This window comes from Halomonas sp. TP35 (genome assembly GCF_052375975.1).
In the GTDB taxonomy this organism is placed as follows: Bacteria; Pseudomonadota; Gammaproteobacteria; order Pseudomonadales; family Halomonadaceae; genus Vreelandella; species Vreelandella citrativorans.
In genome coordinates, this window is record NZ_JBQSUZ010000001.1 from 532,584 (window position 1) to 549,641 (window position 17,058).

Genomic DNA, 17,058 nt, shown 5'->3' on the forward strand with positions numbered 1-17,058 from the left:
ACAAGCAATCTGGACGAGTGTCCCTGTAGAGTCTGGTTCACTAAAATTCCCCGTTATATCGTTTTAGTAACGCTTCTTTTGGCGTTATTTTTGGTTATTAGTTAGTACGTTAGAGGCCAGCGATTTAACGAAAGTAAAGGCCGCTCTGGCGCCGTTTAAGGCTTCGTTTGCCTGTTCTTCAGAGAGCGGGATGGCGTCTAGCTGTGCAGTGAAGCGGCGCCAGTGCAACCCACGTCCTGCATCGCTGGGGGCGAGGTGACGGGCACCAAAATTGATGGAGAGGTTAAGTTGGCTGGCGTATTTGAGCAGAAAAGCCGCACCCAGGTTCGAGCCTTCATTGACATAAAGCCAGCCAACCGCAGCCGCTTGAGATTCGATAGCGGGTACTGAGAGAGCATCGTCAGTCAAGTCATCGAGGTTGAGGGCAAGATCCTGGCAATCTCTGATCACTGCTTGGTAACGACTGCGCTCGGCCAGCCCTTCCAGCCAGTCGTTCAGCTCAGGCTGAAGATAAAGCACTTCAGTGTGACGTTGGAACTGATATTGAACCGTTAGAAATCTCTTGTAGCCTTCCAGGCTGGCAAAAGGGGCGAGTTCCATAATGGCTTTATCAACATGTTCATGAGCAGTATGGGTATCCAACTTTAGACGCTTGCTCAAGGGGAGAGTATTCGTCTCTCTTGAAGGGGAAAGAAGTGTTTCCATGAGTCGTTCTCTTTAGTGAGATGAATGAAATCAGGGACGTAAATGGAGGCGCAATCCCCGTGTGTGCGTGTATTACCTATGAGTACTTCACCCCGTGCGTAGCCACAGTAAATCGCCGGGTAAGCGATGAACCTCAATGTCAGATACATGAGTCAAGGCTGAAAGCAGAGCCTCCGGCTGGTCGACAGGGAAGCTTCCGGAAAGACGTACGTCAGAAAAAGCGTGAGTATCGAGTAGTAGGCGGCCTGGTAGCATGCGTTCCAATTGAGCAACGATCTCACTCATTCCTGCGTCATCGAATACAACTCTTCCTTCCTTCCAGCCAAGTGCTACAGGCAGAGCTACCGGTGAGACAGGGCCAAGTTCGCCATTGATAAGTGCCACTTGCTTACCGCCACCCAACAGGGCTTGGTGTCCTTGACTGTCTGTAATGGCTACTTGCCCCTCTGCCACCGTCACGGTGACACTGTCAGTGCTATGCATCACAGCAAAGTGAGTACCGATAACCTTTATCGATGCTTCGCCAGCGGTAATGGTGAAGGGGCGCTGGGCATCTTGCGTAACATCAACCCATAATCGCCCGCGTCTTAGCGTTAGTCCTCTGTAGGTTTCGTCAAACTCAATGTCCAGCGCGCTATTCCCATCCAGTAAAAGAGACGAGCCGTCTGCCAGTAGAAGTTGTTTCATTTGCCCTGGTGTCGTGACGGCATCGGCTGTCAGTCGATCCCAGTTGGCTGGTTCACGCCATAGTTCAAGGCTCAACAGCAAGCCGAGCATGCATAGGGCAGCGACTGCCCATCCCCACGGTCGTTCATTCCGCCGTTTGGATGGCGTGGCAGACTGTTGAAGGTGAAACAGGCGAATGGGGGCTTCAATATCCTGCCAAAGCTGTTTCGCTTCTTGATACGCAAAGTGGTGAAGCGGGCTTTGTTGTAGCCACGCGTTGAACGCCTGTTGATCATGTTGGGTGACGCTTGCATCCTTGAGTTTAAGATACCAAGCGATGGCATCATCCATGGTGGCGTCATCTATTGCAGGCGATGGCGCTGGCTGGCTCAAAGGTTCGTTTGGTTTAGTCACGGTCTAACCCTTCCTGGGAACGTGGCCTGTTGTTATTAATACAACGAGTGGACTGAATGTTTTCCTCATTGATTGATTGTTTTTTCCATTTACGACACTGGCGCATCGCGTGCATCATGTCTTTTTCAACCGTGCTAACAGAAATGCCCAAGCGCTCGGCAATAGCCTGATAGGTCTCACCGCTAATTCGATTGAGTAGGAATACGCGTTTAGTTCTGGGGGGAAGGGTATTTAATTGATCGATTAGTTTCTGCCACTGTTGAGTCTTATGAGCAATTTGTTCTGGACTTGGCTCCTGAGGGGGCTCATCAATAGTGGCATTAAATTCTTGAGTTTGATGACGCTTACGCACCCCTTGGGATCGTAAATAGTCCAGCGCTAGGTTGTGCGCCGTGCGGTGTAGCAAGCCAGCAGTATCTGTTTCTTTAGAGGGGCGTTGCCACAGCTTAACAAAGGTGTCTTGTGCCAGATCCTCTGCAACACTAGTGCTACCAACAACCTGCTTGATACGTTTTATAAGACGATGCCGCTCGTTAAGAAACATGCGAAGCAGAGCAGAAGAAGTTTTGGTCATGCGAGGCTTGCTCATCTCATTAATAAAAAAATCACGGCGCAAGGGTAATAAGAGGAGCCAACGCCATGTCGCTTTGGATGCAGTAAAGTTCCGCTCCATACACCTTGGCGATGGTCGTAGTCTTTAAAACGTGTCGGGGTTTACCATGCGCTATACGCTGTCCCTTTTGCAGTAACCAAACGCAGTCGGCGTAAGTGCCGGCCAGGTTCAGGTCATGTAGGACGCATACGATGGCCATATGATGCCGTGTGGCCCAAGTGCGTAGTTGACGCATTAGCCGCTGCTGCTGGCCGATATCCAAGGCGCTGGTGGGTTCATCCAGCAGAAGTAGGCCGCCATCCCTGGCAGCGTCTGAGCGCCGCGAGAGTAACTGGCAGGCGCCGCGGGCGATCATCACTCGCTGGCGCTCGCCGCCCGAAAGCGAGAGTACGCTGCGCTTGGCGAGCGGGACGAGGTCCAGGTCATCGAGTAGTTCGGCGATGAGTGCTTTATCGGGGTTGCTCCCCAGACACACCAGTTCTTCCACTCGCCAATCGAAGCCGACAGGCTCCTGCTGAGCGACAAGCGCACGACGGTTGGCGAGCGCGGTGATCTCCCATTTATGTAGCAAGTGGTCATCCAACTGTACGGTGCCCTGCTCGCAGCGGCGATAGCCTGACAGCATGCTGAGCAGCGTGCTCTTGCCTGCGCCATTAGGCCCTACAATCGCGAGCAGTTCGCCTGGATGGATCTCACCATTCATGGGCGCTAGTGCGGGAATTGAGGTTAGCCCCGCGTGATGCAGGGTCAGCATGACGGGCTCCGGCGCATAAGCAGATACAGAAAGTAGGGCCCGCCCAAAAGGCTCGTTAGCAGCCCGACCGGGATCTCGGCAGGAGCGGCTACCGTGCGCGCCAAGGTATCGGCGACCACTAATAACAAAGCACCGCCCAGCATTGAGGCAGGCAGGAGTAACCTGTGTCCGGGCCCTAGCCAAAGCCGTAGGCAGTGGGGAACCAGCAGGCCAAGAAAGCCAATGACACCGGTGAGGGCTACGCACAGCCCGACGCCAAGTGAGGTGGCCACGACAATGCGGCGTTTGAGGCGGTTGGCGTCCAGCCCCGCCGCATGGGCCGTGGTTTCGCCTAGTTGAAGCAGGTCAAGCTCGCTGGCGCTGCGCATTAGCATCCATAGTGCCAAGCTAATCAGTACCAAGGCGATAGCGGTGGTTCGCCATAAGGCATGGGTTAGCGTGCCCATGCCCCACAGGCTCAGTTGGCGCAGCTGTTCATCGCTGGCGATAAACGCAAGGACGCCACCTGCAGCGCCGGCCAGAGTGTTAATCGCCAGGCCCGCTAGCAGCAGGGTCATAACGGCGGCACTCCCACCCTGACGTTTGGCCAAGCCAAACACGATGACACATACGCTCAGCGCGCCCAAAAAGCCAGCAGCAAACTGGCCGTAAAGGCTGTTGACGGCGCTATCCTGAAAAATAACGATCCATAGCGCCACAAATAGCCCGGCACCGCTGGCAAGGCCGAGCAGCGTTGGGTCGGCTAAAGGATTACGAAATAGCCCCTGCATGGCAGCGCCGCTGCCCGCAAGCATGGCGCCTACGACAACCCCCAGCAGCAAGCGCGGTAAGCGCAGCTGCCACCAAACCTGTGTGCTGAGTGTATCGGCATTGCCGCTTAGCAGTGCCCATGGGGAGAGCCCTAACGCTCCCGACGCCGCGCCCCATGCCAAGGCAAGTAATAGCGCAAGCGTTAGACCGATAAGGACTCGTGGGGCGCGCCCCATCGGTTGCATCGTACGCTGACGATAAGCCGTTAAGCTGACCATTACGGCGCAGCCAGTGCAGTGGGCGAGGCGTTGAGCAGCGCTTCAACATCCTGGCGTAAGGCTAACAGCTGGTCGGGCGCCCGTGGCCCAAAGCCCAGCAGTGCCTGATCATCGATAACGATTAACCGCTGCGCTTGGCCTGCCGGAGTAAGAGCCATGCCGGGTAATTGCCATAAGGCTTCTGGGCCACCCATGGCGTCTAAACCGCGCGCTGACATAATGATCAGCTCAGGTGCCTCGCGCACCAACGCCTCGGCGCCAACACTGTGGTAGCCCTCCATCGCTGCAAAGGCGTTTTCCATCCCGACGGCTTCAAGTGCCGTATGCGCCGCGGTTTGGCTTCCGGCAGCGCGCGGCGTTAAGCCACTATGCTGGAGAATAAACATCGCCCGGGTTGAAGGTAAGGGGGGCAAATCGGCCAGGTATTCAAGCTTGTCAGTCAAGGTTTGCGCTAAAGCGTTGGCTTGTTCACGCCGGTCAGTGTAGCTACCCACCGCGCGAACCTTTTCAGCAATGGCCGCTAGCGTCGCGGGTGCGCTAACCACATCCAGCGTAACGCCGACAGCGTTCAGCTGTTCAAGCACTTCTTTAGGGCCGGCATGCTGATTGGCAAGGATACGGTCAGGCTGAACCGACAGTACGCTTTCGGCCGAGAGCTGGCGTAAATAACCCACAGAGGGCAGCGCTGTCAGGGTCTCAGGATAGAGAACCGTATCGTCACGGGCGACCAGGTTAATGTCAGCCTTCAAGGCTGAAAGCGTTTCAGCAATATCGCCGCCCAGCACAACCCAACGTTCGCTGGCGCTTGTTTCCAGGCTGAACAGCAGCGCAAACAAAACGCCGGGCAGCAGTCGAACAGGCTGCTTCATGCCACGGCCTCACGCTGATGCAGCTCATTCAATAACTGTCGCCAGGCGCTGGATTCGGGATTGCCCTCTCGGCGCTCGGCGTATATTTGCAGGACTAATGCGCCTTGTGCGTCAAACGCTTCAATGCTGGTGACGCCTCCATCACGATTGGGTTTAGACACTTGCCACACCTGATCAATGGCGGTGTCGTCCAAGTGCAGGGTAAAGCTATCGCCAAACAGATTCAGCCAACCCCGTGCGCGCTGGGGCGTAGGCAGCGTCCCCGTGCGGATTTGTACGCAGCCGGGGCTGGCGACAAACAGCATGAGCGGCAAGGCGTGTTGGCTTGCCTGATGGAGCAGGTTTTCCAGTATGTTAGCCGGTAGCGCCCGGGTGTAGTGGCCCTCCATCAGCTGGTTGGCCTCAATACGCTCCAGGCGATGGCGCTGCAGCAGAGCGAAGAATTGATGCACGTCCTGCATCGCTCCCCATTCGCTCGCAAGGTCGGGGGCGTTGGGAAGCGGGCGTTTAAGGCGTGGTGCACTCTGGGTGAACGCCGGAGTGTCCTGGGTGCCGAGTGCTGCTAACGCGTCCCAGGCGCTGGGAAGCGGTGTTTCTAGCGCAAAGCATTTGTGCACGGCGCAGCCATGCTGGTTAAATATTTGCAGGCTCCAGCGCCACTCCTCCGAGCCATCTTGTGAAGGCATGGCATCGCGAATCAAGCACACCCAGTGCCAGTGGGAATACAGCAAGCGAAGATCCAAACCGCAGGGGTCGAGCAGTAGTCCCGTTTGGGCTCCACCGCGCAGTTCAGGATAGTCCCCGGTTTGTTCAAGGACGGCCAGGCGCGAGCGGGTCAGCGATTTTACGCGGCCAAGCGTGGGCAGATAGCTTGCGATCTCACTGGGTGGCAGGGGCAGTGTCCATACATCACGCCCCAGGCGAGCCGCCTGTAACTCGCCTTCGCTAATAGCCAGACGCTCGGCAATGTCGATGGCGGGCAGGCGCGGCTGGGCCGCCCGCGCAGCATCAAAGGCTTCCAGAATAGCGATCTGTTGGGATTGCGTCATGAGCTCACCTCCATCGGGTGCATGGTGTGGCATTACCACTGCCAGTTGAGGGTGGCGAACAGGCTGCGCCCATCGCCTAAGCTGCCATCGGGGCGGTACCACACTTTATCGCCCAGGTTGGCCAGGCGTAGCGAGGTATCAATGGCGGGAGTGAGGCGCCAGGCCAGGTGTACATCGTGTAGCCCGTAGCCTGGCAAGCGCTCGTCATCGCCTTGTTTGTCGAAATTACGGGCAAACCGACCTTGCCAGCCCAAGCGAACATTACCGTTGTACAGTGCAATATCACTGCCTAAGGTCGCTTCCAGCGGTGTTTGATTGCCTAGCGGCGCGCTGGTGTCGCGGTCTTTGCCGGAGACCTCGGAAAGGCCTGCAAAACTGGTAAGGAAAGAAAAAGCGCTGGGCTGCCAGAAAACGCGGGCATCATAGCCCCACAGCTGGGCGCGCTGAACGTTCACGGCTTGAGTGGTGCCTGCCATAATATCGACCTGAGTGTCGATAAAGTCATTGGCACGGGTATCAAAGTAGCTGGCACGCACTTGCCAATCTCCCTGATGCCAAACCACGCCGCTCTCCCAGGTATGACTGGTTTCAGGGACAAGATCCGGGTTGGGTATCCAATAGTTGTCGGGCGTACAGAAGAACGGCCCGGCACAGAAACCCGCAAAGTGGCGTTCATTAGCATATAACTCAGAAAGGCTCGGGGCGCGGAAAGCCTCGGCGTATCCGGTAAATAGCATCAATGCGTCGTCGGGCCGCCAGGCAACGCGAAAACGTGGGGAAATCTGGTCATGTACGCTGTTGGCCTCGCCTTGGCCGGTGGCATCGTAACGGTCATAGCGGGCGCCTAGCCCAATGTCGAATGCTCCCGCGCCGCCCTCCGTCAGGTAACGGCCGGCGGTGAGCGTTGTATCCAGGTAGGCTGCTTGCGTATCAATGTTGGCATGTGGGAAACCATTCGCATCGCCTTCAGGACGTTGGCGGGCCTGCTCCAGTTCAGCACCAAATACCAGCGTTTGAGAAAGCCAGCCATGCTCCATTCGGTGATAGCCGTCGCTTTGCAGCCCCGCATGCTCCAGAGTGCGGCTGGCCCTTGGCTCATCAATATCTTGCTGGCTAAAGGTGAGTCGTGAGGTGATCTCGGTAGCCGCATCTGGCTGCCAGCGGTGGCCGAGCTGCACATTGTTGCTCTGAACGTCGCGGTCGCGCAGTGGGTTGCTGGCATCTGTAGAGCGCTGTTGCGGATTAGCGGGTTGGGTGGTGTGCTCGTCGTAATGTTGCCAGCTAACAAACACCCGCTGGTCGTCATCCGGCTGCCAGCCACCTTTTAGTAACAGGCTGTTGAGCGAGGCATCTTCATCGGCCATCTCGCCACCGGCGCGACGAATATCACCGGACTTGCTACGGCCTATGGATAGAAGACCATCGACGCGGCCACTTGATGTATCACGACGACCAAAAGCGGTAAGGCTGCCACGTAACTCGTCACTGGCGCTTGCGCCACCGACAGAAAGCCGTACACCGCTTTCCTCGTCGGGCGCAAGCAGGTCATCGGCATCTACGCTGTTAAAACTAACCACACCGCCCATCGCGTTACTACCGTAAAGGCTAGAGAGCGCTCCGCGAGCAATCTGGACATTTTGAATCAAGGCGGGATCAAGGAAAAAGTTACCGATATGACCCGTGGAAATATCTTGCCGAACACCATCCAGGCGGACCAGTACGCCCTCACGGCCAAAGCCACGCAGGCTCAGCGTTTGGCCGTTGCGGCGCCCTTGTCCTGCAACGTGTAGGCCAGGCTGACGGCTTAGTATGTCTTCCACTCGACTTGCGGTGGCCAACACAGCATCATCGCGCTCAATAATATCGATGATGAGTGGGGCACGGGAAAGATCCGTGGGCGCTCGTGTACCGGTGACAGTGACAGGATCAAAGGAGTGAGGCTCAATCTCTGGTTGCGCCAAGGCAGGTGCTACCAATAGAGGGCAAAACGTAAGATAAAGCGGGCAAAGCGAGTAAGCGCGTTTCATGGGCCAGACCATTCCAGCAAGAAGAAGGTAATAGGTGCTGGCTGGGTGCGTCGGCTACCTGGCTGGCATTAAGCTTGGGACGTACTAATAGCAAATGCTAAGGGGGCGTAACGGTCAGTTGTTAAGCCGTTAAAATAAGTTTTCCGCTTTTGGTAAAACGTAGCAGATAGCGCCGGTTTTCGTGATGAATCACCAACTGGCCTTCTGACCCCAGTAGCTCTCGACTTTCCACTTCACGTGGTGGCGGTGTTTTCTCCCGCGAAGTGCTTTTTTCCATGCTGTACATGAGATGAAATTCCCTATGCTAATGATAGTTATTATCGATAAGATATCAGCCTGCTTGCGTTAACTCAAGCATCGACTATGGGTTGGCTAAGGCCAAACCAGGGCAGGCAGAGATCAAAATGGGAATCGTGCGGAGTTACCCCGCTTTTTTGTTAACGTTGGCTTCTGCCAGTTTCCTTAAGCTTTAAATTGAAAATCAGTTGGTACGTGGTTAAACGTTTTATTGTAGAAATAGTATTAACCTGCGTTAAAACTTCACAGATACTTATTGTATGAAGGGGCTACAAACCACTTATCATCAGTTGGATGGCAACTGTCGACATCATCATCGCAACCCCAATATCGATTAGCCGCCAGGTAAGAGGGCGTGACAGCCAAGGCGCCAGCCAGGCAGCGCCTAGTGCCAAGGCAGTAAACCAGAGTGCTGAGCCACTGGCAGCCCCCATGGCATAGGCGCCGGGAATAGGTTGCTGAGCACCGAGTGAGCCGATCAGCAATACGGTATCAATATAAACATGCGGGTTGAGCAGCGTTACCGCAAGTGTCGCCAGTATGACCGCAGTAAGAGAGCGTGGCGGCGTACCGCCTGCCTCAAGTCCGTTAGGGCGCCAGGCACGGCGTAGTGCCTGACTTGCGTACCAAAGCAGAAATGCAGTCCCGCCCCAGCGAGCAATGGCTAATAGAAGGGGATTTTGAGCCAGCAGATTCGCCAAACCAAACACGCCTGCGGTCACCAGCACGGCATCGCAAACAATGCACAGCAGAGCGACCGGAATATGATGTTCGCGGCGCAGGCTTTGCGAAAGCACAAACGCATTTTGAGCGCCAATCGCCATGATTAACCCCATCCCAACCAGCAGGCCGTTGCTGTAACTCTGCCACATGCTCTCTTTCCTGTTATGAATATCGCTGGCCAGTGTGCAGAGATTACCTGTATAAGAAAAACGAATAATGCTGATGTCTCATTAGGAAAAGTGATTGCTGGATTACAAATTATTGGCGGCGTTGGCCGCCGTCATAGAGCAGGGTGGTTTTGAGCGAGGCGCGCAGGTGCTGGGGTTATCGCAGTCAGCTATCTCCCAGCGAATCAAGCTGCTTGAAGCGCGTATTGGTCAGCCCGTTCTGGTGCGTGCCACACCGCCTGCGCCCACCGAGGTAGGACGCCAACTGCTTAACCATGTGCAGCAGGTGCGCTTACTTGAACGCGACTTAAAGGGTCAGGTGCCGGTATTAAGCGAGGCCGTACCGGAACGCCTGCGCCTGGCGATTAACGCCGATAGCCTGGCGACGTGGTGGGCATCAGCGGTAGGGGATTTCTGTACCAACCAGAACGTGCTGCTGGAGCTGGTGGTGGAGGACCAAGAGGTAGGACTAAAGCGCATGCGCGCTGGTGAAGTAGCAGGATGTGTCTGTGCCGCCGAACGCCCGGTTGCGGGTGCCAATAGCGTAGCGTTAGGTGCCATGCCTTATCTTGCCGTGGCAAGCCCTGCCTTTATTCAGCGCTACTTGGCAAGCGGTATCACTGCCCAGGCGTTAGGCCGCGTACCCGCGATTGTGTTCGGAACCGATGATCAGCTACAGCATCGATTTTTGGCAGAACTTGGCGTAACGGGTGGGTTCGATTACCACCTGTGCCCCTCTTCCGAAGGCTTTGTACGGCTAATGGAGAGCGGTCTCGGTTGGGGGATGGTGCCAGAGCTTCAGGTACGTGATGAATTGACCAAAGGTACACTGGTGGAACTGATGCCGGGGCGCGCCATTAAGGTGCCCCTTTATTGGCACTATTGGCGCAGTGGAGGCCGCCTGCTAACCGGGTTAACGCACCACCTTTGCCGTGAAGCAAAAGAGGCGCTGGTGCCGATTTTATAATCACTAGCGCTGTCAAACGACTGTCATCATTTTTGGTTAGGATAGTTTCCTTTGATGACGGTGCTAACCCTATGCCCATTCCTGCGCTTGCTATTGAAGGTTTGCATAAATCGTTTGGTGATAAAAAAGCGCTGGATGGTATCGACCTTCACCTATCGAGCGGCAAAGTGCTGGCCCTGCTAGGCCCCTCCGGCTGTGGTAAAACGACATTACTGCGCTGTATCGCTGGGCTAACCGGCATCGATAGCGGGCATATTTCCCTGAATGGGCAGCTTGTGGCTCAGCCTCAGCGTCATTTGAGCCCCAACGATCGAAAGCTCGGCATGGTCTTTCAGGATTATGCACTCTGGCCGCATATGAGCGTGGCGCAAAACGTAGCGTTTCCTCTGGAAATGCAAGGCGTTAACCCCAAAGCGCGCGAAGAACAGGTAGCCTGGGCGCTGTCGCTGGTCGGCCTTGGCGACTATGCCGACCGCCAGCCGGGGTCGCTCTCCGGCGGGCAGCAGCAGCGCGTTGCGCTGGCACGCGCCATCGTGGCCAAGCCCAGGCTTTTGCTAATGGATGAGCCGCTCTCCAATCTGGATAAAGGGCTTCGCGACAATCTGGTACTGGAAATCCGAGCCCTAATTGAAGAGCTCGCCCTGACGGCCGTGTTTGTCACCCACGATCAGCACGAAGCCTTTGCTCTGGCCGATGAGGTGGCAGTGTTGCAAGAGGGGCGTTTGCAACAGGTGGCCTCCCCGGAAGCGCTTTATCAAGCGCCCGCTACCCCCTCGATTGCCGCGTTTATCGATGCCGGTGCGGTGCTTGATGGACACTTCGATGCAGATGGCTTTCATGTTGCTGGCCAAACGTTACGCGTCATGGCTCACCGTGATTACACCGGCCTGGCACGCCTTCTGCTACCTCGCCGGGCACTTACACTGACGTCGCCAACTCAGGCTGATGTGATTGCCAAGGTAAAAGGTCGGCTGTTTCAGGGCGACCACACCGCACTAACGCTGTCGCTTAATCAACATACCCATATAAAACTGCGCGTACATGGCACGCTGGTGCCACCGGAATCCGTTGGCCTGACGGTAGACGTCACATCACTACGCGCCTGGCTACCCACTGGCGAGGCGCTTTCCTGTTCCCCTCTGCATGCTGCGGAGCTTTGCTAACACATTTATCCCACTATAAGGAATGTCGCATGCTTTCTCGATTGCTTTCCCGCTCTGGGCTGGTGTCGCTTACGGGCGCCGCAATTTTTAGTCTGGGTAGTCAAGCTCATGCTCAGGCGTTGACGGTCTACTCGGCAGGGCCGAACTCGCTGATTGAACGTCTGGCGGCCGATTTTACCGAGCAAACCAATATCGATGTGAATGTGTTTCAAAGTACGACAGGCCAGGTAATGGCCCGGTTGGAAGCCGAGCGTGCCAATCCGTTGGCAGATGTCGTCATTTCTGCTTCTTGGGATAGCGCTACGTCGCTTTCGGAAGATGGTCTCTTGCACGCTTATCGATCTTCTAATGCGGCCACTGTGCCTGATTTCCTGCAGGCGGATGACTACGTCGCCCAGGGCGTTTCGGCGCTGTCGCTGGTCTGGAACCAAAATAGTGATACGCCGCCACCCAGCGACTGGTCTGATCTGGCTGACCCGGTTTACGCCGACCAGGTAACTATGCCTGATCCCGCTCAGTCGGGGGCCGCTTTTGAGCTGGTGGCCGGCCTTTTGACAGCGACGGGAGAAGACGCAACGTGGTCGCTGCTGGAAGCACTGATGGACAACGGTATGGTGGTGCCCGGGCCTAATGCTCGCGCGCTGAACCCCGTATTGCAGGGCGCCAAGTCTGTTGTGTTTGGCGCCGTCGACTATATTGCGCTTACCCAACAGGAAAGCGGCGAGGCGATTGAGGTCATTTTCCCCGAAAGTGGTACGGTTATCGCGCCGCGCCCGATGATGATTCTCGAATCCAGCGCTATGCAACATGAGGCCGAGCAGTTCATCGATTACGTGCTCTCTGATCAAGGCCAGCAGCGGGTTGCTGAAAGCTACCTGATGCCAGCACGTAGTGATATCGAAGCACAGCGCCCGACGCTGAATGAACTGACGCTGATTGATATCGATAGCGAAGCAATGAACGAGCAGCGTGACGTCATTCTGGAACGCTTTCGTGAGCTGACGGGCGGGTGATGAAATCGATCAAAGCCCTCAACCTGCCTCGTTTGGACGGGGCAGGTATCGTGCTGTTGCTCACGGTGCTGATACTGCTTTTATTAGTGGGCTTGCCGCTACTGTATATCGTTTTGCAGGCCATCTTTCCGCTATGGTCGCGCGGTGATCTCTCTGGTGCTTTTACACTGTTCGTGCCAACGCTTGTCGACCCTGCACTGCTTAAACTGCTGGGCAATACGCTGCGTCTGGGCCTTGCCGTGGTCTTGGTCTGTGCCGTGTTGGCCATACCGCTTGGCGCGCTGCGGGCGCTTACCCGTGTGCCGGGCGGCGCTATTTGGGATCTGATTTTTCTGATTCCGTTTATGATTCCGCCGTATATCGCAGCGCTTTCCTGGATGTTGACGCTTCAGCCGCGCGGCTATGCGCAGCAGTTAATGGGTATCGACGCGAGCCATTTTCTGTTCTCTTTCTACGGCATTGTGTTCGTGATGGTGCTGAACGTCTTTCCCGTGGTCTATTTTGCCGTTTCGCGCACCATGATGAGCGTGGGCGGGCGTTACGCGTCGGCTGCCCGCGTTTGTGGCGCGGGCAAATGGCAGGCGCTTTGGCGCGTCACTCTGCCACTCTCGACGCCCGGTATTGCGGCCAGCCTACTGCTGGTTTTTGCACTCACGATTGAGGAGTTCGGCACGCCAGCCACGCTGGGCGCTCAGGCGGGCTATCACGTTTTAGTGACCGGGATTCATCAGCGCTTTTCCGACTGGCCAATCGATATCCCCGGTGCCGCCGTGCTGTCACTGTTGCTTGTGATGCTGGCGATGGCCGCCTTCTACGTCCAGCACTGGCTGGTAACGCGGCGTTCGTTTATCAGCCAGACCGGCAAGCCAGCGACGGGGGAGCGCGCCGAGCTTGGAAAATGGAAGTGGCCGACCTTAGTGCTTTTTACAGCCGTGGCGTTTATCTCGGTTGCCGTTCCCCTGCTGGCCGTATTGGCGACAGCGCTGACGGGAACGCTGTCGGGCGGACTTACGCTGGATAACCTGTCGCTACGCCACTTCGAGGCGCTGTTTGCCAATCGTGGCGGTGCCATGCAGGCATTGGGGACAAGTTTGAGCCTGGCCGTTGGCGCCGCTTTGCTCACAGGCGTATTGGGAGCCCTGGTTGGCTATATGGTGGTGCGCGCTCAAGTACGTGGCAAAGGGCTGCTCGATTTACTGTCGTTGCTGCCCAACACCCTGCCTGGGGTCGTTGTCGCAGTAGGTTTGATTCTGGCGTGGAACCAGAGCCATTGGCCCATTCAGGTGTACAACACCGGGGCGATGCTGCTGCTGGCGTATGCGTGTCTGCTGCTTCCTTACCCTGTGCGCTATGCCAGTGCGACTTTCCGGCAGATGGGGGAGAGCCTGGAAGCGGCTGCCAGAGTGTGTGGTGCCGGGTTTGTCACGACGTTTCGGCGTATCTTGCTGCCGGCGCTGGCGCCGAGTCTTCTGGTATCCATGCTGCTGGTGTTTGCCATCGCTTCTAGAGAGCTGGTGGCATCACTGATGGTGGCGCCGGCAGGCATGAGCACCGTATCGACATTCGTATTTGGACAATTCGAGCAGGGCTCACCGGGAGTGGGAATGGCGATGAGCGCCGTGGCGATTTTTACCACCACGGCACTATTGGTCGGGCTAACGGCCTTCAGCCGCAAACGGTTGCCCATCGCCAGCTAGATACGCCTTTAAAAAACGGCGCGCACAGCAAGGTACAGCACTGAAGGGGCAAGCAGTGCGCCCAGCCCGGTATAGAAAGTGGCCGTCATGGCACCATAAGGCACCAGTTTCGGGTCGGTGGCAGCAAGGCCTGCCGCCACGCCACTAGTGGTGCCCATCAAGCCACCGAAGATCATCGCAGAGCGCGGGTTGTCCAGACCGATATGGCGGGCAGCGATGGGGGTCAGCACCATCACCAGAATCGATTTGAAAAGGCCTGCTGCAATCGAAAGCGCAATAATGTCGGAAGAGGCGCCAATGGAGGCGCCGGCAATGGGGCCAACAATGTAGGTGACGGTACCGGCACCAATGGTGGTGAGCGAGACCGGGTCCCGATAGCCAAATGCGTAAGCCACGGCCACACCCGCCACGAAGGACACAATGACGCCCAAAAACAGCGCGATGATACCGCTGATTCCCGCTGCACGAATTTCCTGAAAGCGCACCCCGTAAGCTGTGGCGATGATGGCCAGGTCGCGCAGCATCCCGCCACCCATTAGCCCAAGCCCTGCAAACAGGCTGATATCGGCAAGCCCACGGCTACCGCCGGTATGAACGCCGCCAAAATAAGCGAGCGCGAGGCCCACCATAATCGCAATGGCTGAGCCGTGAACGCGGCCCTTGGTCAGCTTGTCGCTGACCAGATAAGAGATATACATTGCACCGCCTACCAGCGCAAAGGCGGCGATTAGGTGCTGTTTTTCGAGCTGAGTGACGAACGATTCAATCATAACGATAGCCTCAGGTTAGCGGGCCGTGCGCGTGCGCGCAGACGCCGGAGAAGATGAAGAGGTTTTGACCCGAGACTTACTGGCCTTACTGGCGCTTGAAGCAGACGCAACCGCTGTCGTGGATGAGGATTTCGGATGACCGAGACGAGTGAGGAAGGGCACCAATGCAAAGCTTGCGGCAACGGCCACCAGGCTTGCCAGGAGCGCGATCATCCCACCATCAAAGGCAGCGGCAACATCTTGACTCGCCGCCATGGCCACCACAATGGGGATATACATGCCGTTCCAGAAGGTGATGCCGCTTTCGGTACCGCTGGGCATTTTTCCCTTGTCCATCAGGTAGCCGCCCAGAAAAATCAGCATCAGCATGGCAATGCCGACGCCGCCTACGTTGGAATTGACGCCCAGCAGCATGCCCAGCACATCACCTGCCCATAGGCCAACCAACATACACCCTGCGAGCAGGGCAACTCCGTAAATCACCATGGCAATCTTCCTGTTTTATCGTTGTTGTATGGAGCTATCTTTAACCGCAGTCAGGGCTTAGCCCTTCCCCTGCGGCGCGGGATCCAGCATCAAGCGTTAGCGGCGGTGTGCTCCTTTTTAAAGGTGTCAGCGTAGGTGTCACGCAACTGATTCTTCTGCACTTTGCCCATAACGTTGCGAGGGAGCGCATCGGCAAAGAAAACCCGCTTGGGCTGTTTGTAGCGTGCTACCTGGTCCTTCAGCGCGGCCAGTACCAGTGCTTCGCTAACGGCGTCTGAAGCACTGGGGACCACCACGGCGACGACCCCTTCGCCCAGGTCGCTATGAGGCACACCAATAACGGCCGACTCCATTACGCCGGGCAGGTCATCAATCAACTGCTCAATCTCTTTCGGGTAGACGTTGTAGCCGCCGGAGATCACCAGGTCCTTATCGCGGCCCACGATATTCAGGTAGCCTTGGTCATCCATCAGGCCTAAATCGCCGGTAATGAAAAAGCCGTCATCACGAAACTCCGCCTTGGTCTTTTCGGGCATGCGCCAATAGCCCTGAAAAATGTTAGGCCCGCGTAGCTCAACCATGCCGGTTTCCCCTTGGGCAAGTGCGGCGCCACTTTCACGGTCGGCAATCCGTACTTCTACGCCTGGCAAGGGCTTGCCCACGGTGCCGGGCCGACGCTTGCCATTGTAGGGGTTGGAGGTGTTCATGTTGGTTTCGGTCATGCCGTAACGCTCAAGAATGGCGTGGCCGGTACGTGCTTCAAACGCTTCATGGGTTTCCGCCAGCAGCGGCGCCGAGCCCGAAATAAACAGGCGCATATTGGCAACGACATCGCGGTTTAAACGCGGCGAAGCGAGCAGGCGGGTATAGAAAGTGGGTACGCCCATTAGCACGCTGGCATGGGGCATCAGGTCAAGCAGCTCATCCACGTCCAACTTGGGTAGGAACGTCATTGACGCGCCGTTAATTAGCGTAATGTTGCACGCTACAAAAAGCCCATGGGTATGGAAAATCGGTAGGGCATGAATCAGGTGATCGTGCTCGGAATAGTGCCACGCCTCGCTCAACGCCTGGCTGTTGGAGGCCAGATTCTGGTGGCTTAGCATGGCGCCCTTGGAGCGCCCGGTGGTACCCGAGGTGTACAGGATGGCCGCCAGGTCGTCGGCCGATACCTCACACACCTGCTCGGTTTCGGAGGCCTTGTCGACCTTCTCCATCAGGCTGCCGTCGGCGTTGGTGCCCAGGCTTTCTACATGGGCAACGCCGCTGGCGATAGCGCGGGCATGTTGCAGCACCTCTGGGCGGCAAACATAAACGTGTGGCTCGGCATCTTCCAGAAAGTAGGCGATTTCGCTGTCGGTATAGGCGGTATTCAGTGGCAAATACACCGCGCCGACCTGAAGGCAGGCAAGATACAGCATCACGATCTCAGGGCTTTTGTCGACCTGTACGGCCACTCGGTCGCCCGGTGAAACGCCCAGCTCAATCAGGGTACTGGCCATTCTTCGACTGGTAGCGAGAACATCGCTGTACCGGTAGCGCTTGCCGTTGAGCGTATCCATCAGCACCTTATTGGGCTGACGTTCAAAATGCGGATAGAACTTGAGATAAAGATTGTGGTTCATGAAAGGGTCCTTTTTATTATCCAAA

General features: G+C 56.6%; 17 protein-coding genes. 4 read left to right on the forward strand and 13 right to left on the reverse strand.

The window, feature by feature from the left end; translation table 11 throughout:
- Positions 1-84: 84 nt before the first annotated feature.
- The 10 genes from ACT3RU_RS02445 to ACT3RU_RS02490 all read right to left on the reverse strand — a co-directional run bounded on the left by ACT3RU_RS02445 (position 85) and on the right by ACT3RU_RS02490 (position 9,294).
- Complete coding sequence (locus tag ACT3RU_RS02445; protein ID WP_192535742.1) at positions 85-705, reverse strand: biliverdin-producing heme oxygenase; 621 nt, start codon at positions 703-705, stop codon at positions 85-87.
- Positions 706-792: 87 nt separating this feature from the next.
- Positions 793-1,785 carry a FecR family protein gene (locus ACT3RU_RS02450; protein WP_193054573.1) on the reverse strand — a complete coding sequence of 331 codons (993 nt, stop codon included), beginning with the start codon at positions 1,783-1,785 and terminating at the stop codon, positions 793-795.
- A complete protein-coding gene (locus ACT3RU_RS02455; protein ID WP_192535740.1) occupies positions 1,778-2,359 on the reverse strand; it encodes an RNA polymerase sigma factor in 582 nt (193 codons plus the stop codon). The genes ACT3RU_RS02450 and ACT3RU_RS02455 overlap by 8 nt, the downstream gene beginning before the upstream one ends.
- Positions 2,360-2,390: 31 nt before the next feature.
- Positions 2,391-3,152 (reverse strand): ATP-binding cassette domain-containing protein, encoded by a 762-nt coding sequence (locus ACT3RU_RS02460; RefSeq protein WP_192535739.1) that lies wholly within the window; start codon positions 3,150-3,152, stop codon positions 2,391-2,393.
- Complete coding sequence (locus ACT3RU_RS02465; protein WP_225734175.1) at positions 3,146-4,180, reverse strand: FecCD family ABC transporter permease; 1,035 nt, start codon at positions 4,178-4,180, stop codon at positions 3,146-3,148. Before ACT3RU_RS02465 ends, ACT3RU_RS02460 begins: the two co-directional genes overlap by 7 nt.
- On the reverse strand, positions 4,180-5,049 hold the full coding sequence (locus tag ACT3RU_RS02470; protein ID WP_444621594.1) for a heme/hemin ABC transporter substrate-binding protein: 870 nt from the start codon (positions 5,047-5,049) through the stop codon (positions 4,180-4,182). The genes ACT3RU_RS02465 and ACT3RU_RS02470 overlap by 1 nt, the downstream gene beginning before the upstream one ends.
- Positions 5,046-6,098 carry a ChuX/HutX family heme-like substrate-binding protein gene (locus ACT3RU_RS02475; protein WP_444621593.1) on the reverse strand — a complete coding sequence of 351 codons (1,053 nt, stop codon included), beginning with the start codon at positions 6,096-6,098 and terminating at the stop codon, positions 5,046-5,048. Before ACT3RU_RS02475 ends, ACT3RU_RS02470 begins: the two co-directional genes overlap by 4 nt.
- Before the next feature lie 32 nt (positions 6,099-6,130).
- On the reverse strand, positions 6,131-8,125 hold the full coding sequence (locus ACT3RU_RS02480) for a TonB-dependent receptor domain-containing protein (RefSeq protein WP_444621592.1): 1,995 nt from the start codon (positions 8,123-8,125) through the stop codon (positions 6,131-6,133).
- Between the two features lie 121 nt (positions 8,126-8,246).
- The gene (gene hemP / locus ACT3RU_RS02485) at positions 8,247-8,411 is read right to left on the reverse strand and encodes a hemin uptake protein HemP (protein WP_444621591.1); all 165 of its coding nucleotides are present in this window, start codon (positions 8,409-8,411) and stop codon (positions 8,247-8,249) included.
- A gap of 280 nt (positions 8,412-8,691) precedes the next feature.
- Positions 8,692-9,294, reverse strand: coding sequence for a LysE/ArgO family amino acid transporter (locus ACT3RU_RS02490; RefSeq protein WP_444621590.1), 603 nt, complete (start codon positions 9,292-9,294; stop codon positions 8,692-8,694).
- Positions 9,295-9,388: 94 nt separating this feature from the next.
- On the opposite strand from ACT3RU_RS02490, the gene ACT3RU_RS02495 reads away from it, so the two are divergent.
- The 4 genes from ACT3RU_RS02495 to ACT3RU_RS02510 all read left to right on the forward strand — a co-directional run bounded on the left by ACT3RU_RS02495 (position 9,389) and on the right by ACT3RU_RS02510 (position 14,152).
- On the forward strand, positions 9,389-10,279 hold the full coding sequence (locus tag ACT3RU_RS02495; RefSeq protein WP_444621589.1) for a LysR family transcriptional regulator ArgP: 891 nt from the start codon (positions 9,389-9,391) through the stop codon (positions 10,277-10,279).
- Positions 10,280-10,350: 71 nt separating this feature from the next.
- Complete coding sequence (locus ACT3RU_RS02500) at positions 10,351-11,442, forward strand: ABC transporter ATP-binding protein (protein WP_444621588.1); 1,092 nt, start codon at positions 10,351-10,353, stop codon at positions 11,440-11,442.
- Between the two features lie 29 nt (positions 11,443-11,471).
- The gene (locus tag ACT3RU_RS02505; RefSeq protein WP_444621587.1) at positions 11,472-12,455 is read left to right on the forward strand and encodes an ABC transporter substrate-binding protein; all 984 of its coding nucleotides are present in this window, start codon (positions 11,472-11,474) and stop codon (positions 12,453-12,455) included.
- A complete protein-coding gene (locus tag ACT3RU_RS02510; RefSeq protein WP_444621586.1) occupies positions 12,455-14,152 on the forward strand; it encodes an ABC transporter permease in 1,698 nt (565 codons plus the stop codon). The genes ACT3RU_RS02505 and ACT3RU_RS02510 overlap by 1 nt, the downstream gene beginning before the upstream one ends.
- An 8-nt stretch (positions 14,153-14,160) precedes the next feature.
- Here ACT3RU_RS02510 and madM read toward each other — a convergent pair whose 3' ends face one another.
- The 3 genes from madM to ACT3RU_RS02525 all read right to left on the reverse strand — a co-directional run bounded on the left by madM (position 14,161) and on the right by ACT3RU_RS02525 (position 17,033).
- Positions 14,161-14,922, reverse strand: coding sequence for a malonate transporter subunit MadM (gene madM, locus ACT3RU_RS02515; protein WP_172117866.1), 762 nt, complete (start codon positions 14,920-14,922; stop codon positions 14,161-14,163).
- Between the two features lie 15 nt (positions 14,923-14,937).
- A complete protein-coding gene (gene madL, locus ACT3RU_RS02520) occupies positions 14,938-15,408 on the reverse strand; it encodes a malonate transporter subunit MadL (protein ID WP_087110906.1) in 471 nt (156 codons plus the stop codon).
- A gap of 89 nt (positions 15,409-15,497) precedes the next feature.
- Positions 15,498-17,033 (reverse strand): malonate--CoA ligase, encoded by a 1,536-nt coding sequence (locus tag ACT3RU_RS02525; protein ID WP_444621585.1) that lies wholly within the window; start codon positions 17,031-17,033, stop codon positions 15,498-15,500.
- Positions 17,034-17,058: the final 25 nt, after the last annotated feature.

Bases quoted from the DNA above. Each gene is read 5' to 3' on its own strand.
- ACT3RU_RS02445 (WP_192535742.1), bottom strand. From the start codon at position 705: ATGGAAACACTTCTTTCCCCTTCAAGAGAGACGAATACTCTCCCCTTG.
- ACT3RU_RS02455 (WP_192535740.1), bottom strand. From the start codon at position 2,359: ATGACCAAAACTTCTTCTGCTCTGCTTCGCATGTTTCTTAACGAGCGG.
- ACT3RU_RS02460 (WP_192535739.1), bottom strand. From the start codon at position 3,152: ATGCTGACCCTGCATCACGCGGGGCTAACCTCAATTCCCGCACTAGCG.
- ACT3RU_RS02465 (WP_225734175.1), bottom strand. From the start codon at position 4,180: ATGGTCAGCTTAACGGCTTATCGTCAGCGTACGATGCAACCGATGGGG.
- ACT3RU_RS02470 (WP_444621594.1), bottom strand. From the start codon at position 5,049: ATGAAGCAGCCTGTTCGACTGCTGCCCGGCGTTTTGTTTGCGCTGCTG.
- ACT3RU_RS02475 (WP_444621593.1), bottom strand. From the start codon at position 6,098: ATGACGCAATCCCAACAGATCGCTATTCTGGAAGCCTTTGATGCTGCG.
- ACT3RU_RS02480 (WP_444621592.1), bottom strand. From the start codon at position 8,125: ATGAAACGCGCTTACTCGCTTTGCCCGCTTTATCTTACGTTTTGCCCT.
- hemP (WP_444621591.1), bottom strand. From the start codon at position 8,411: ATGTACAGCATGGAAAAAAGCACTTCGCGGGAGAAAACACCGCCACCA.
- ACT3RU_RS02490 (WP_444621590.1), bottom strand. From the start codon at position 9,294: ATGTGGCAGAGTTACAGCAACGGCCTGCTGGTTGGGATGGGGTTAATC.
- ACT3RU_RS02500 (WP_444621588.1), top strand. From the start codon at position 10,351: ATGCCCATTCCTGCGCTTGCTATTGAAGGTTTGCATAAATCGTTTGGT.
- ACT3RU_RS02505 (WP_444621587.1), top strand. From the start codon at position 11,472: ATGCTTTCTCGATTGCTTTCCCGCTCTGGGCTGGTGTCGCTTACGGGC.
- ACT3RU_RS02510 (WP_444621586.1), top strand. From the start codon at position 12,455: ATGAAATCGATCAAAGCCCTCAACCTGCCTCGTTTGGACGGGGCAGGT.
- madM (WP_172117866.1), bottom strand. From the start codon at position 14,922: ATGATTGAATCGTTCGTCACTCAGCTCGAAAAACAGCACCTAATCGCC.
- madL (WP_087110906.1), bottom strand. From the start codon at position 15,408: ATGGTGATTTACGGAGTTGCCCTGCTCGCAGGGTGTATGTTGGTTGGC.
- ACT3RU_RS02525 (WP_444621585.1), bottom strand. From the start codon at position 17,033: ATGAACCACAATCTTTATCTCAAGTTCTATCCGCATTTTGAACGTCAG.